This window comes from Desulfoplanes sp. PS50 (assembly GCF_053851535.1).
In genome coordinates, this window is the sequence record NZ_JBSPZA010000048.1 from 1 (window position 1) to 14,745 (window position 14,745).

Sequence of the window (14,745 nt, forward strand, 5' to 3'; positions counted from 1 at the left end):
GGAGGACCCCATGGAGGTCGAACTGGGGGGATATAACGTGAGCCTGCGTCATGCCGAGGCCCGTCTGATCGAGGTGGATCCACGATGAAAACGGTGAAGCGCCTGATCGCCCTGGCCGGACAGCCCAATTGCGGGAAATCGACCGTATTCAACGGACTGACCGGTGCCAGCCAGCACGTGGCCAACTATCCCGGAGTGACCGTGGACAAGATGACCGGCTGGTTCAAGTACAAGGGCGTGAAAAACGAGGTCGTCGATCTCCCTGGAACCTACAGCCTGACCTCGTATTCCCCTGAAGAACGGGTGGCCAGGGATTTTATCCTCCACGAGAAACCGTCCGTGGTCGTCAATGTCATGGATGCATCCAACCTGAAACGGTGTCTCTATCTCTCGTTTCAGATCATGGAAATGGAGATTCCCATGATTCTGGAGCTGAACATGATGGACATGGTCGCCAAGCGGGGGATGCGCATCGACGGGGAAGCCCTGTACGAAAAACTCGGCGTACCGGTGATTCCCACGACCATGAAATCGGGAAAGGGCAAGCAGGAGCTGCTGGAGGCGATCGATCTGATTTCCCGGGAGCCGGAGATGCGACCCGTCTTCCGGGTCGACTACGGTTCCATGGAACCGATGCTGGAGGAGATCGTCGGAAAGTTGCGTGCGGAAACGACCCTGGAAGCGGACTACCCCTTGCGGTGGCTGGCCATCAAATTGATGGAAGGGGATGATGACGTGAAGGAACGTGTCCGGCACGCCCATTCCCTGGGGGACATCTTTTTGCAGGAGATCGTAGAAAAGCGCGCCCTGTTTGAAGCCCGGGAATCCATGGCCCCGGAGCTGCATATAGCCCATTGCCGGTATCGGGCCGCTGACGAGATCCATGCTGCCTCGGTCTCGTCGGATCTGAAACCCCGGGTGACCCTGACCGACCGCATCGACCGGATCGTCTGCCACAAGGTGCTGGGGCCGGTAACCCTCGTGGGAATCATCTGGCTGCTCTATTACCTGTCCATTGTCCAGGGTTACAATCTGACCAACTACACCTGGCCGTTTTTGGCCAAGGTCCGCAGTCTGACCGAGGCGATCACCCCGGACCCGGGATTCATCGACATCCCTCTGATTCGGTCCTTTTCCCTATGGTTCGTGGACAGTGTCAACGCCCTGCTCAACTACATACCCATCTTCTTCATCCTTTTCGGGTTGATCGCCGTCCTCGAGGACAGCGGCTATATGCCGCGGATGGCCTTTATCATGGATCGGATCCTGAACAAGTTCGGCCTGCACGGTCAGTCCACCCTGCCCATGGTCCTGGGCGGGATCTATGTGGGCGGATGCGCCGTGCCCGGGGTCATGGCCTGCAAGGGGATTCCGGACGAGCGGTCCCGGTTCGCGACCATCCTGATCATTCCCATGCTCAATTGTCTGGCCAAGGTTCCTTTGTATGTTCTGCTGATCAATATCTATTTTGCGGAACACAAGGCATTGGCCATGTTCTTCATCTCCACCATCAGTCTGCTTCTGGTCCTGCCCATTGCCAAGATCCTGACCATGACCGTGCTCAAGGACAAGGAGAGTGCCCCGTTCGTCATGGAGATGCCCCCGTATCATCTGCCTACTCTGCGCGGGGTACTTGGCCGCGCTGTAGAACGGGTCTGGCTGTTCATGAAGAAGATCACCACCATTGTCGCGGCCGTGGCCGTGGTCATCTTTGCCCTGCTCCAGTTTCCCGGGATCAGTCAGGAGCGGATGGACATGTATAACGCCAAAAAAGATACAGCCATTGCCGCGTTCTACAAGCAGATCGGCAATACCTCGTATGCGCAGGTGCTTCAGGGTGACGGGCTTGTCGCCATGCTCAATTACTGGGACGCGTACAAATCGGCTCGGATGAGCGCCGGTGGCGGGGAAGGGGCTGCAGCTGTGAACACGAAGTTCGAACAGAAAAATCCTGATTTTTTCCACATTGTTCGGAGGGACGGACCCGAGGGCAAAAAGGTCAATCGGGCGGCCAAGAAGCTGATTCGGGTACGTAAGACCCTGCTCATGGAAATGCGCAAGGAGCGGATCGACACCAGTTTTCTCGGTCGGATGGGCAAGAGTCTCGAACCGGTGACCCAGTGGGCCGGATTCAATTGGCGGGTCAATGTGGCCTTACTCAGTGCCCTGGCCGCCAAGGAGAGCAGCGTAGCCACCCTGGGTGCCCTCTACCAGCAGGAAGACGAGGGCGGTCAGACCCTGGAACAACGCATGTCCAGTCAGGAAGAGGGCTTTACCCCCCTGCATGCCCTGGCCCTGATGCTCTTTATGGTTCTTTATCCGCCCTGTCTGGCAACGGCGATTGCCGTGAAGCTCCAGACCGGGTCGGCCAAATGGATGGTCTTTGCCATGAGCTATCCCATGGTTCTCGGACTGGGCGTGGCCGTGCTCATTTTTTCCGGCGGGTCCCTGCTCGGACTGAGCGGTCTGCAGGCCATGATTGCTTTTTATGGTCTGGCCCTCATGTTCACCATCGGGATGGGATTTGTAAAACAGAACGCCCCGTCACCCGTGCCCGTGGCTGGGAAGTCCTGCGGCGTGACGGGTTAGAAAAAAGTGATCCCGGGAACCGGAATCGGCGGTTCCCGGATTGCCGATCAGTATATGACGTTCAACCATCAACTCTATAAGGAGAGTCAACATGTTCAAGAAGGTCGTTGTGATTGCCATGCTGTGTCTGTTTGTCGGCGGATTGGGCCAGGCCCTGGCCCATACCCCCCTGTGTTCCTGCTACGCCAATGGTGACGGAACCGCCACATGCGAGGGCGGGTTCTCCGACGGCTCCTCGGCCGCGGGCGTGGAGATGCGCGTGGAAAAACAGGATGGAGCCGTGCTCGAAAAAGGCAAGATGGATGCATTCAGCGAGTTCGTGTTCGATGTTCCCGCCGAGGCGTACAAGGTCGTTTTCGATGCCGGACCGGGACATGAGATTGTTGTCGAAGGCAAGGATATTGTTGAATAAAAAAGTACACAGTCCGCAGTACGCAGGAAAAACAGAATCCATCGTAGGGGCGAACCTTGTGTTCGCCCGAATCCCGAACGTGCCGAGATAGGATCATTCGGAGACAGGATCGCATAAAGGCGGGCGAGATAAGGCGCAAGAAGTACGCAGTCCGCAGGAAAAACAGAGTCCATCGTAGGGGCGAACCTTGTGTTCGCCCGAATCTGTGGCGTGAAGTCATTTTAAAATTAGAAAACTCTAACGAAGATGCGAACACGAAACAAAAAGGAGAGATTGCAATGAAAAAAATAATGCTCATGTTCGTGGGACTGATGATCTTTACCGCCAGCTCGGCGCTGGCCCATTTTCAGATGGTCTACACCCCGCAGTCCGCTCTGCAAAAGGGCGATACTGTGCCTTTCAAGGTGGTCTTCACCCATCCTTTCGAGGCTGGTCATACCATGGATATGGGGACTCCCGAGGGATTCGTGGTCGTGCACAAGGGCAAGAAAAAGGACATCGCAAACCTGCTTGAACCCATCACCTGGACCAGCCTGACCAATGCGGGCAAGGCCTATGAGTTTTCCTACAAGCTGAGGGGCATGGGCGACTGGGTGTTCGGTTTTTCCCCGGCTCCTTACTATGAAGGTTCCGAAGACGCCTACATCCAGCAGTTCACCAAGGTTATCGTCAATGTGGCCGGCGCCCCCACGGACTGGGAAACCATGCTCGATCTGCCTGCCGAGATCATGCCGCTGAACAAGCCCTATTCCATCTGGGCCGGCAGCACCTTCACCGGGGTCGTCATGGGCAACGGCAAACCGGTTCCCTATGCGGAAATCGAGGTGGAATATCTGAACCATGCGCCGGAAATGGACACGAACGCCTTTGCCAAAAAGGCCGATGTCGAAGCACCTCAGGACAGTTTTGTGACCATGGGCATCAAGGCCGACGCCAACGGCGAATTCACCTTCGGCATCCCCAAGGCCGGCTGGTGGGGATTCGCCGCTCTGGGTGCCGGACCCGAGACCTCTTTTAAGGGCAAGGATCTCTTCCAGGATGCTGTTATCTGGGTGCAGGCCAAGGAAATGAAATAAGGTGTTCGGGATGTTTGGGCGGAAACGCACCCGTCTACTGCGTTGCCGCGGCATTTTGAAATCCTCATGTACGTGGGGTACACTGCGGTTTCAAAATGCCTTGCGCCTTGTACCTGGGTACGTTTGCGCCCAAACACAGCGTTTGATCGTCATATCTAGGGGCGACCTTGTGGCCGCCCCGTTCTCGCTCCGTAGGGTCACGGCGTGCCGTGTCCTGTTTTCCTGAACTGGGGGGCGAAAAAAAACAAGCTGTACCGTGATCTGGGAATGACCACCTATCGTTTCCCGGCCACTATCACCAATTGCCAAGGAAAGGCACCGCCCTGGGGGCGGTGTCGCCTTACGGGCTCCGATACAAGGCGGAGCAAGTGGAGGCACGACAGGATGTCGCATATCGCGATGTCGGTCGTGCCTTTTTTTATCAACTGTTCAAGGAGGAATACAGAACGTGGAACGTTTGCAACGCAGGAAAATTCGATTTGTGTCCATGGCCCTGCTGATGGTCTTGGTAGGCGGATGTCTGCTGGTGGCCGCTCCGGCCATGGCCAAAAATGGTCACTGCACCAATGCCAAAGGGCCCACGCCTGTGGGAGCGATCAATTCGAGTAATGGCGGGGTGTATGAAAAAGGGGAGTTCGGGATTATCGGCAAATATACCTATTCAAAGGCCGACCAGCATTATCATGGAACGAGCGAGGTCGACTACGAACGCCTTAAACCCGGACAAAAGGGCAAGAAATGTACAAAACAGGTCTTGAACAAGTACCAGCTCACCTTACGTGCGGGAATTTTTGAAGATTTTGACGCCCGGCTGATTATTCCCTTCCTGGACAAGGAGCTCAAGCGGGAGTCGGCCAAGGCGGGTTTTACTGACGACAATTCAGGGATCGGTGACATCAAGCTCGTCGGCCGGTACCGGATCATGTCCCAGAAAAAAAAAGATCCCCTGAATCTGGCCATCGGTCTGGGGGTTGAAATGCCCACAGGTACCACGGATGAAGAGGACGATGCCGGAGCGTGCCCCGGCTACCTGCAGACCGGTTGGGGATCCTGGAATCCGATCTTCGAACTGGGTGCACACAAGGTCATGGGACGTCACTGGATGTCCACCTATTTCATATACAAGATGTCCACCGAGGGTGAGCGAGGAGATGACGACTTCGAGGGTCCCGATGTCTTCAAGTACAATGCCGCGTACATCTATGCCCTGACCAACTGGCTGGACATGGGCGTCGAGCTGGGCGGCGAGATCAAAAGCAAATGCAGATTGGCAGGAGAAACTCAGCAGAGCACCGGCGGTCACGTGGTCTTCGTCACTCCCCAAGTCCATTTCAAACTGTACAAGGGGATTCATTTCGATGTCGGTGTGCCCATCACCGTGTACCGTGATCTGAATGGAGAACAATTGACCGAGGACTACCGCGTGGTCACCAAACTGGCCATGAAGTTCTGATTCATTGCATAGTGAAATACATTTCAAAAGGAGCATTCTCATGAGTAATCAAAATACCGTAATCGTCGTCACACGGACCCATGCGGTCCGGAATCTTTGTCTGTTTTGCCTGGTCCTTTTGTTTGTCTGGTCGGGCAGCGTTCTGGCCGCTTGTTCCAAGACACCGCCGCCCAAAAAGGTCAAGGCTGTCGTCATTGGTGATCGGGTTATCGATATCGCCTACAATCTGGGCGTATTGCCCGAGGCCATGTCCGCCAGAATTTCCATCTGGCCCATGGGACCGATGATCAAGATGATTTCCCAGCCTCTCGGCTGCCCCAGATGCATTACCACCAAACGGAAAAACGCCGTGCCTGATGCCCTTGCAAAACGGGGGATCACCCGGATGGTTATCGAGAAAAGCGATCCGTATTGTCTGTATATGCCTGATGTTCGGCCCGAGAACGTTGTGCCGCTGCTCGAGGCCACGAATGCGAAGGTCGAATACGTTGATTTTTCCCGGGGCATCGAGTCGGCCATCAGCCAGACCGCTAAAATATTCGACAAAGAGGCTAAGGGTGCCGAACTGATCGAGACGTACCGCAGCAATATGGCCATGACCAAAAGAATGCTTCCGGCCAAACCGTTGAACAAAAAGGTCGTGGTCATCAACGGGGTGTACCAGCCTTCTTCGGGCAAGAGCCTGCTGCGCGTCGAGGCCCCTGGAATGTATGCGGACCAGTTCATGCTCAAACCACTGGGTTGCACCAATGTGGGCGAGGTCTTCAATCCCGAGCATGCCAAGCCCTCCAAGGGCCATTACATGGTCAAGAAATCCCGGGGCGGGTTTGACTTCTCTCCCCTGATCCAAGCCGACCCGGACGTGATCGTTGCCGTGGGCGATGTCATGTCCGTGCAGAAGGCGATCAAGGGATATGCCGAGAAGAATCCGAAATTCAAAAACGTTAAGGCGATCAAGGATATGGCCGTGTACGGCCTGCGCGCGTATATCGATTCCAGCGTCATCGAATATCCCGAGATATTCAGGCAGTGGATCGTGGCTCTGGCCCGGTAGGGTGTCTCATAAAGAGATGCCGCCGCGCTTCCGTGCATGCGTTTGTCACTAGCCAGATCCCTGTGAGCTGTTCAGAAGCCGGTTCGGAATGTTTTTTCCCGAACCGGCTTTGCGCGTGGCAACGCGTCCACGCCAACCCATGAAACGGAGAAAGGATACCATGTCGGCACGGATTTTCACCCTACGGACGATCGTTGCCCTGGCCGCGGTTCTGGGGCTTGCCCTGCATGCCTGGACGGGCATGGAGTGGACCCGGTGGTTTGGGTTGCTCTGCTATGTCGTCTGTCTGGCCATGTATGTCAGGGCCCTGTTCACGGCCCTGGTCAGGATGCGCAAGGTCACGGCGGATCTGCTGGTGGTCACTGTCATGGTCGTTTCCCTGCTCGCCGATCAGCCCCTTGGTGGTGCCCTGGTGGCCTGGTTCATCAGCATGGGACTGGCCGTCTCCTGGACGATCATCGAGCGGACCCGCAGAAAGATTGAAACCCTGACCAGGGAGCGGGATACTCGGGTCAGGATCGTATCTGGTGATGCGGTTCAAGAGGTGCCCGTGGAAGAGGTCCGAGTCGGGGACGAGGTTTTGGTGCCCCAGGGAGAGATGATCCCCGTGGATGGAGTGATCGTTCAGGGGCAGGGATCCATCGATGAGGCTGTGATCACCGGAGAACCCTTTCCCGTGTACAGAACGACCGGCGAGCCGGTCACCTCCGGTTCCATGGTCCTGGACGCGACCCTCAGGATCAGGGCCTCGAAGCCCGGGGACAAGGGGTTTCTGCAGGTCATGGCCCGGGAGATGGCTGCCTCGTTGGAGCACAAATCAGCAACCCAGCGCAGGGCGGAGACCATTGTTCAGTTCTTTATCTCCGGGGTGGTCGTGTTCGCGCTTGGGCTGTTTTTCGTTACCTGGGCGGTGACCGGGGATCATGTCGCCGGACTGATGCGTATGGCCGCGGTAACCGCTGTGGCCTGTCCCTGCGCCTGGGCTCTTTCCGTGCCCACGGCCTTTGCCGCTGCCATCGGAGGGCTCGGCAAACGGGGCATTCTTGTGCGTGACGGGGAGTGTCTCGAACTGGCCGGTCGGGCGGTCAACGTGGTTCTGGACAAGACAGGGACCCTGACCCTGGGAAAACCGAGGGTCGAAGCAGCCAGAACCTTCGGCATATCAGAAGAGGAGCTGCTCGGACTGGCGGTTTCCATTGAGTCGGGATTCACCCATCCCGTTGCCAACGCCATTGTCGCCCATGGCGCGGCCCGGGGGATCAAAGCCCTTCCCGTGGAATCCTCGGAATATCTGCCGGGCATGGGTATCCGGTCGATTGTCCGAGGAAGGGAGGTCATTCTCGGAGGAACGTCCACGCTCCGGTCCCTGGGAATCGATCTGCCGGAGGAAACGATCGGCGGTCGGGTTACCTGGATGGTCGTGGATTCCCGGGTAGTCGGGGCGTTCATCCTGCAGGAGGAGTTGCGGGAGCATGCCCCGGATCTGGGCCGCCGGCTGCATGCCATGGGTGTTCGCCGTATCGAGCTGGCCACCGGGGACAATGAAAAGGGCGAGGCCAAGCGGGTCGCCGACCTGATCGGGGCGGACGGATATCGGATTGGATTGAAGCCGGATGAAAAGACCGCCCTGGTCCGGACGCTGAAGCAGCAGGGCGTGACCCTCATGGTCGGGGACGGGATCAACGATTCCGTCTCTCTGGCCGCCGCCGACGTGGGTATTGCCATCGGCAGGGCCAAGGCGGATCTGGCGGTCAAATCCTCGGATATCATTGTCATGCGCGAGGATGCTGCCAGCCTGCTGACCATCATGGCCACGGGCAGGAGGCTCACCCGGATTATCACCCAGAATTATGTCTGGGCTATAGGCTTCAACCTTGCGGGCATCACCCTGGCTGCCACGGGAGTGCTCACGCCATGGATGGCGGCCCTGGTTCACCACGTGAGCTCGGTCCTCGTGGTGGCCAATTCCGCTCGGCTGGTTCGCGGGAGGAATCGATGATTTCCAGTCCCTGATATCGGGAACGAAGGCCGTTGACAAAATTTTCAAAGGAGAAATCAATAATGCATGCAGTGTGGATGATCGTCAGAAAAGGCTTGTTGCTTGCTACCCTTGTTCTCATGACGACCGGAGTCTGTTTCGCAGACCAGAAGGTGGATAGAGTCGTCCTTTCCAGCCCCTTTTCCCCCCTGGCCATGCCCATGGCCTATATCGTCGAGAACAATCTGCTCGGGGAAGTGGCGGAGGAAGTGGACCTGGTCATCTGGAACACCCCGGATCAGTTGCGGGCCATGATGGCACGGGGGCAGGCGAATTTCGTGTCCGTGCCGAGCAATGTGGCCGGAATCTTCTACAACAAGGGGGTCCCGCTCAAACTGGTCAGGGTCTCCATCTGGGGCGTCTTTTACATCATCAGCAATGATCCCTCGATTTCCTCCCTGGACGATCTCAGGGGAAAAGAGATCTATATTCCCTTTCGCGGGGATCAGCCGGACCTGATGTTCCAGACCATCTGCAGGGCACGGGGCCTTGATCCCTTCAAGGACTTCCGCGTCCAGTATGTGAGCTCTCCCTTGGACATCACCATGAGTCTGCTGGCCGGCAAGATCGACCACGCCTTCATGATCGAACCGGCCGCGGCCATGGCCATCATGAAGGCCGGTCAGAAGGGGATGCGGTTTGCTCGGGTCATCGACATCCAGAAGGAGTGGGGCTTGGTCACGGGCGGCAGCCCGAAGTTTCCCAACGCCGGGGTCGTGGCCCTGCCCGGGGCCCTGAAGCGCCCCGATGTCGTGGAAACTTTTCTCGGTGCCTATGATCGGGCCGTAACGTGGGTGAACGAGCATCCCGCAGAAGCGGCGTCCATGGTCGCCAGACACGTCAAGGGAGTCAATGCGGCGGCTTTTGAGGATGCACTGCACTACACCATCCTCGAATCCGTGAGCGGTCGGGACTCCAGAAAGGAGATCGAGGACATGTTCACCCGGTTCATGAAACTCAATCCCAAATCGACGGGCGGCAGACTGCCCGATGCGGGGTTTTATTTCTAAAATGCATTCATTTCATCCGGGCGGGGTTTCAATCCTCGAAAAACAATGCGCCTGCGAAGGAGTCCTGATGGATATTTCCGGCATGCATGCGGCTTCCGATATTTTTTCTCATGTGGACGAAAATGATTTTGCGGAAATAATCCGACTCGGAATGCCCCGTGAGTTCAGGCCCAAAGAGGTGTTGTTTCGCGAGGGGGACCCCGCCCGGGAATTCTTTCTGGTGCTCGACGGCCATGTCAAACTGTCAAAAATGCACAGCGACGGCACGGAAACCATTGTCCGCTACATCACGCCCGGCCAGATAACCGCGGCCATTTCCCTGTTGCAGGACAGAAAATATCCGGCAACGGCCTGCTCCGTTGATACCTGCCGGCTTGTTGTCTGGAAGAAAAAGGATTTTGAACGTGCAATGCGTTCTCATCCCCAGCTGGCCATCAATATGATGGAGATCATGGCGGGGCGGTTGTTCGATGTTCAGGATCGCTATCAGGAATTGTACAGAGAACAGGCTGAATTCCGCATATCCAAAACATTGCTGCGCCTCATGGAGCAATCCGGTCGTGAGACTCCCGAGGGGATTCTTATCGATTTCAATCTGAGCAGGCAGAGTCTTGCAAGCTATGCCGGTACCACCCAGTACACGGCCAGCCGTATCCTCAGCAACTGGGAGAGCAAAGGCTGGATCGTTTCCGGACGGGAAAGGGTCACCATCGTCTCTTCCGAGGCCATCATGTCCGTTGCTGAAAGTCTTTGATGACATGCGGCCACTTTTTTTAAGATTTTGTTTTCCTAATTTTGTTTTATTGCTCTAGAGCAAAGACAAATCCCTTTTGTAATTATAGCTCCCTAATAAACACCGTGCCGAAAAGGTACCCCTGTCCCGTACCGGTCGCAGATTGCAGCCTGTGGACGGGCGGGCTCGGCTTCATCTTTCTCCCGACAGCGTACCCCATGAATGCAACCACAAAATACGGTCTTCTGGGCGTGGGGCTTTTTCTGGCTCTGTGGCAGACGCAGGCCATGTGTTTCGACAGCATCATCATCGCCTCGCCCGCGGACACCCTGCTGAGTCTGGCCGCAATGCTCCGAACCCGGGTTTTCTGGATAAATCTGGGGGTCACGGTGGAGCGGTTCGTGCTCAGTCTGCTGATCGGAGCCCTGTCCGGGTTCGTTCTTGGGGTGGTGGCAGGCCTGAACGACAGGGTCAGGTGGGTGCTGGAGCCCTTCCGCTGGGCATTGATGACCATGCCCCCGGTGGTTCTGGTGGTGGTGAGCATGATCTGTTTCGGCATGGGCGGAGCCCAGACCGTGTTCGTGACCTCCGTGCTGATCCTTCCCATCATCTATGCCAACACCATCGAGGGTATCCGTGCCGTGGACGCCGGAATCGTGGAAATGGGGCGGGTGTACGGGGCCGGGCAGTGGATGCTGTTTCGCAATATATATCTGCCGGGGATCGGGGGACCTGTCCTGGCCGGGCTGAATCTGTCCGCAGGGCTGGGAATCCGGATCGTCGTCTTGGCCGAGATTCTGGGGGCGTACAGCGGGATCGGTTATGAATTCGCCCTGGCCCGGACCAATATGGACACCCCGTCCCTGTTCGCCTGGATACTGGTCTGTCTGATGCTCGGGGGCGGCATCGAAACTGGCATACTCGGTCCCTTGCGGGCCAGGTTGTCGAGATGGGAGCGGCAATGATCGAATTTGCGGATGTCTGTAAATCATTCAGAGGACATGACGTTTTTTCCGGGCTGTCCTTCAGGGTGGAAGAAAACGAGGTCGTCGGACTGCTGGGGCGGTCCGGAATCGGCAAGTCGACCATCCTGAAGATGATCAGCGGTCTCGTCCGGCACGATTCGGGCTCGGTTCGACTCGGCAGCGACGTGCTGGGCCATATTTTTCAGGAACCCCGTCTCATTCCCTGGAAGACCGCTCTGGAGAATGTCTCCTTCGGCATGCGGGCCCGGGGGGTGGACAGAGAAACGGCCCGGCAAACGGCTTTGGAATATTTCCGCTGGCTCGATCTGTGCGGGTTCGAGAACCATTACCCCGGCCAGTTGAGCGGGGGCATGTGCCAGCGGGTCTCCATCGGGAGGGCCTTTGCCGTTGAACCGCGCGTCCTGCTCATGGACGAGCCCTTCAGTGCTCTGGATTTCGATCTGAGGCGGAGCATGCTCTGTCTCGTCGAGAACATGCTCACGCGCCGACCGGCCACCCTGCTCTACGTTTCCCACGATCCGCAGGAGGTTTCGCGTCTTGCCCATCGTATCCTGATCCTGGAGGAAGGCGGCGTCATTCGTGAGGCCGAACCGGTTCCGGAATCTGTTTCCAGTAACCTGTACAGCGTAACCACGGGCACGACCCGTTCAAGGAGAGCGATGTGAAATTCATTACCGTGGCCGGGCCGCCTTCGTCGGGCAAGACCCTGGTCATCATTCATCTTGTAAAGCTTTTGCAGACCGACGGCATCCGGGCAGTGGTGGGCAAGATCGACTGCCACGAGACCGCCGACGGAATCATATTCAAGGAGCGCCTAGACATCCCAGTGGTGGTCGGGCGCAGCGACTATGTTTGTCCGGATCACTACGGGGCGGTCAACGCTGAGGAAATTTTCCGATTTGGTCGGGACCATGATGCTGACATTACCATTGTAGAGACTGCTGGGCTGTGTCATCGTTGCGCCCCGGCCATCAAAGGTTGTTTGGCTATTGCGGTGGTGGATAATATTAGCGGTATCGATACTCCGCGTAAGATTGGGCCCATGCTGACAACTGCGGATGTGGTGGTCATCACCAAAGGGGATATGGTTTCTCAGGCTGAGCGGGAGGTCTTCAGGGTTAATGTACTAGAGGTTAATCCCACAGCCAAGGCTGTCGAAATGAATGGGTTGACTGGGATGGGATCCCTTAATTTGAAGCGCCTAGTTTTGGATGCCCCGGAAACCGATACCCTCACAGGAAGAGAGCTTCGTCACGATATGCCTTCGGCTGTGTGTTCGTACTGCGAAGGAGAGACTAGGATCGGTTCCGATTTTCAGATGGGCAATGTTATCAAAATGGATGTCAGGGAGGTGCTTGATGCGGATTGATGAAATTCGTATTCTTTCTGGTTCGGACAAAACCGGGAATTCCGAAGGTGTGGACGAGCTTTCGCTTAGGCGTGGGGAAGTGTTGGTTCTGGCAGGGAGTACGGGGTCGGGCAAGAGTTTGTTGCTCTCGGATATCGAACAGCTGGCCGATGGAGATTCTCCTTCCGGGAGAAGGGTGTTGGTGGATGGTCGGACCAAAGATCCGTTCTCTTTTCGTATAACGGCTTGCTTGTCCCAGAACATGAATTTTGTCATGGATCTCGACGTGGGTGATTTTATCAGACTACACGCCAAAAGCAGGAAGATTGATTCCCCTGGGATGGTGAACAGGGTCCTCGATTTGGCCAACGATCTAACCGGAGAACCTTTGGCTCCCGGGATGCATTTGTCTTCCCTAAGCGGTGGGCAGTCCAGGGCGTTAATGATCGCAGACGCGGCTTTGATCAGTAACGCCCCCGTGGTTCTGATTGACGAGATCGAAAATGCGGGCATTAACAAGACCAAAGGGATCGGTGTTCTTTCCACGGAAGGCAAGATGGTGCTTATAGCCACTCACGATCCGACCCTGATGCTCACAGCTGAAAAACGGGTGATCATGAAAAACGGAGCCATGTCCAAACTGATTCGTTCGGATGAAATGGAACGCAGGCATCTTAAGTATTTACTGCGCATAGACACTGTGCTCGGCAATTTGCGCCAACGGCTTAGGCTTGGGGAGACATTGGATGAGTATAGCCTGCAGGCATTGGACACCTTACAGGGAGAGGTGTCATGAAGAATAGAATCTATATATCCGTTCCCGTCAACATCAGCAGGAACATTATTATAGGGGTCAGAAATCTCTGCCCCGAAGCCGAAGTGTTTTCCTCTTCCAGAAAATTCTATGCCGACGATTTGGTGTATCTGGATCATATTCGTGCTGGCAAGATGGACAAAGTGCCCGAGGTGTTTGTTTCCATCCACCACGGTGTTTTCGAGGAGGGTGAGATGCTTCGCTCCTGCGGTCATTTCGATACAAAATTCAGGTATCCGGTAAGTAGGTTCATCTTCTCGACCGGACTTGTGGACGAGTCCTGGCTCATCAAGCCGGTGTACATTATGCCCTTGATTATTTTTTATAATACATCTCTTAATAATCCGCCGAGATCTTGGTCTGAACTCATGGAGGAGCGGTTTAGGGGAAGGATTTTATGCACAGACGAAAAGACCCCACCGGCCGTTCTCCTGAAGAATGTATATCGGGACCATTTCCAAGGTCGGGGCAGGACCTTTGTGGAGGAGGATGTGCATTACCGGGGATTGCCTATCGATGTGAACATGGCCGTAGGCAAAGGAGAGTATGACATCGGGGTGATGCCGGTCTCCTTTGCCAGGTTCTCTAGAAACAATCGTGCGGCCTTTATCTGGCCGGAAGAAGGAGCCATTCCTTTGATGCAGATGATGATCATGAAAAAAGGATGCGACGATGAGTGCCGAAGAGCGGCTGAATATTTACTTTCTCCCGGGGTGCAGGAGGTCTTCAGTCGTCAGGCCGGATTCGTGCCCGTCTCCCCGGCCACGGCCTTGCCCGATGTTTTTGAGGCAAGCGGAAAAAAACTGTGGGTTCCGTACTCTTTGCCAACCGGCTCCGTATGAAAAAATCGGAGTTTTGATGACGGATAGACCTCTGTCCATCAGCTTGCGAATTTATAAGCAGGTGATCTCTATGCTTGAGAACATATCCGTGACATTGGAAACTGAGGCTTTCAGAGCCGTTTCGGTTCAGTGATTATAGTAATACAAGTGATTATGCCTACAGGGCGTTAGGCCATCTCCATGGCTGGGATAATTTAGGGCGGGCATTGGAAAACTCTGGACACAATATCCGGTAGTACGGTGTTTTAGAGTCCTCCTCTTTGTGAAATGGCCCCAAAAATTTGGACAGTCGATTAAGCTTCGGTTAGGCCCAAATTTAGGAGGCAGACAATGAGTAAGAAACGAAAGACCTACCAAGCGTCCTTTAAAGCCAAGGTCGCAGTAGAGGCT

General features: G+C 55.8%; 13 protein-coding genes. All 13 read left to right on the forward strand.

Annotated features, from left to right (window positions below; all coding sequences use genetic code 11):
- Positions 1-84 precede the first annotated feature (84 nt).
- The 13 genes from feoB to ACTVJH_RS14880 all read left to right on the forward strand — a co-directional run bounded on the left by feoB (position 85) and on the right by ACTVJH_RS14880 (position 14,355).
- A complete protein-coding gene (feoB, locus tag ACTVJH_RS14820; protein ID WP_455992370.1) occupies positions 85-2,589 on the forward strand; it encodes a ferrous iron transport protein B in 2,505 nt (834 codons plus the stop codon).
- A 91-nt stretch (positions 2,590-2,680) separates the two neighbouring features.
- Entirely contained in the window at positions 2,681-3,001 is a 321-nt protein-coding gene (locus ACTVJH_RS14825) for a hypothetical protein (RefSeq protein WP_455992373.1), read from the forward strand.
- Between the two features lie 278 nt (positions 3,002-3,279).
- Entirely contained in the window at positions 3,280-4,077 is a 798-nt protein-coding gene (locus ACTVJH_RS14830; protein WP_455992376.1) for a DUF4198 domain-containing protein, read from the forward strand.
- 448 nt (positions 4,078-4,525) lie between these two features.
- A complete protein-coding gene (locus tag ACTVJH_RS14835; RefSeq protein ID WP_455992378.1) occupies positions 4,526-5,530 on the forward strand; it encodes a transporter in 1,005 nt (334 codons plus the stop codon).
- Positions 5,531-5,570: 40 nt separating this feature from the next.
- Positions 5,571-6,584, forward strand: a complete 1,014-nt coding sequence (locus tag ACTVJH_RS14840) for an ABC transporter substrate-binding protein (RefSeq protein ID WP_455992381.1) — start codon at positions 5,571-5,573, stop codon at positions 6,582-6,584.
- 160 nt (positions 6,585-6,744) lie between these two features.
- The gene (locus tag ACTVJH_RS14845) at positions 6,745-8,583 is read left to right on the forward strand and encodes a heavy metal translocating P-type ATPase (protein ID WP_455992384.1); all 1,839 of its coding nucleotides are present in this window, start codon (positions 6,745-6,747) and stop codon (positions 8,581-8,583) included.
- A gap of 62 nt (positions 8,584-8,645) precedes the next feature.
- Complete coding sequence (locus ACTVJH_RS14850; protein ID WP_455992387.1) at positions 8,646-9,632, forward strand: ABC transporter substrate-binding protein; 987 nt, start codon at positions 8,646-8,648, stop codon at positions 9,630-9,632.
- A 67-nt stretch (positions 9,633-9,699) separates the two neighbouring features.
- Positions 9,700-10,386 carry a Crp/Fnr family transcriptional regulator gene (locus ACTVJH_RS14855; RefSeq protein WP_455992389.1) on the forward strand — a complete coding sequence of 229 codons (687 nt, stop codon included), beginning with the start codon at positions 9,700-9,702 and terminating at the stop codon, positions 10,384-10,386.
- A gap of 197 nt (positions 10,387-10,583) precedes the next feature.
- Complete coding sequence (locus tag ACTVJH_RS14860; protein WP_455992391.1) at positions 10,584-11,330, forward strand: ABC transporter permease; 747 nt, start codon at positions 10,584-10,586, stop codon at positions 11,328-11,330.
- Entirely contained in the window at positions 11,327-12,016 is a 690-nt protein-coding gene (locus tag ACTVJH_RS14865) for an ABC transporter ATP-binding protein (RefSeq protein WP_455992394.1), read from the forward strand. Before ACTVJH_RS14860 ends, ACTVJH_RS14865 begins: the two co-directional genes overlap by 4 nt.
- Positions 12,013-12,720, forward strand: a complete 708-nt coding sequence (locus tag ACTVJH_RS14870; RefSeq protein WP_455992396.1) for a GTP-binding protein — start codon at positions 12,013-12,015, stop codon at positions 12,718-12,720. Before ACTVJH_RS14865 ends, ACTVJH_RS14870 begins: the two co-directional genes overlap by 4 nt.
- A complete protein-coding gene (locus tag ACTVJH_RS14875; RefSeq protein WP_455992399.1) occupies positions 12,710-13,495 on the forward strand; it encodes an ATP-binding cassette domain-containing protein in 786 nt (261 codons plus the stop codon). Before ACTVJH_RS14870 ends, ACTVJH_RS14875 begins: the two co-directional genes overlap by 11 nt.
- Positions 13,492-14,355 (forward strand): ABC transporter substrate-binding protein, encoded by an 864-nt coding sequence (locus tag ACTVJH_RS14880; RefSeq protein WP_455992402.1) that lies wholly within the window; start codon positions 13,492-13,494, stop codon positions 14,353-14,355. Before ACTVJH_RS14875 ends, ACTVJH_RS14880 begins: the two co-directional genes overlap by 4 nt.
- Positions 14,356-14,745: the final 390 nt, after the last annotated feature.

Bases quoted from the DNA above. Each gene is read 5' to 3' on its own strand.
- feoB (WP_455992370.1), top strand. From the start codon at position 85: ATGAAAACGGTGAAGCGCCTGATCGCCCTGGCCGGACAGCCCAATTGC.
- ACTVJH_RS14825 (WP_455992373.1), top strand. From the start codon at position 2,681: ATGTTCAAGAAGGTCGTTGTGATTGCCATGCTGTGTCTGTTTGTCGGC.
- ACTVJH_RS14830 (WP_455992376.1), top strand. From the start codon at position 3,280: ATGAAAAAAATAATGCTCATGTTCGTGGGACTGATGATCTTTACCGCC.
- ACTVJH_RS14840 (WP_455992381.1), top strand. From the start codon at position 5,571: ATGAGTAATCAAAATACCGTAATCGTCGTCACACGGACCCATGCGGTC.
- ACTVJH_RS14845 (WP_455992384.1), top strand. From the start codon at position 6,745: ATGTCGGCACGGATTTTCACCCTACGGACGATCGTTGCCCTGGCCGCG.
- ACTVJH_RS14850 (WP_455992387.1), top strand. From the start codon at position 8,646: ATGCATGCAGTGTGGATGATCGTCAGAAAAGGCTTGTTGCTTGCTACC.
- ACTVJH_RS14855 (WP_455992389.1), top strand. From the start codon at position 9,700: ATGGATATTTCCGGCATGCATGCGGCTTCCGATATTTTTTCTCATGTG.
- ACTVJH_RS14860 (WP_455992391.1), top strand. From the start codon at position 10,584: ATGAATGCAACCACAAAATACGGTCTTCTGGGCGTGGGGCTTTTTCTG.
- ACTVJH_RS14865 (WP_455992394.1), top strand. From the start codon at position 11,327: ATGATCGAATTTGCGGATGTCTGTAAATCATTCAGAGGACATGACGTT.
- ACTVJH_RS14875 (WP_455992399.1), top strand. From the start codon at position 12,710: ATGCGGATTGATGAAATTCGTATTCTTTCTGGTTCGGACAAAACCGGG.
- ACTVJH_RS14880 (WP_455992402.1), top strand. From the start codon at position 13,492: ATGAAGAATAGAATCTATATATCCGTTCCCGTCAACATCAGCAGGAAC.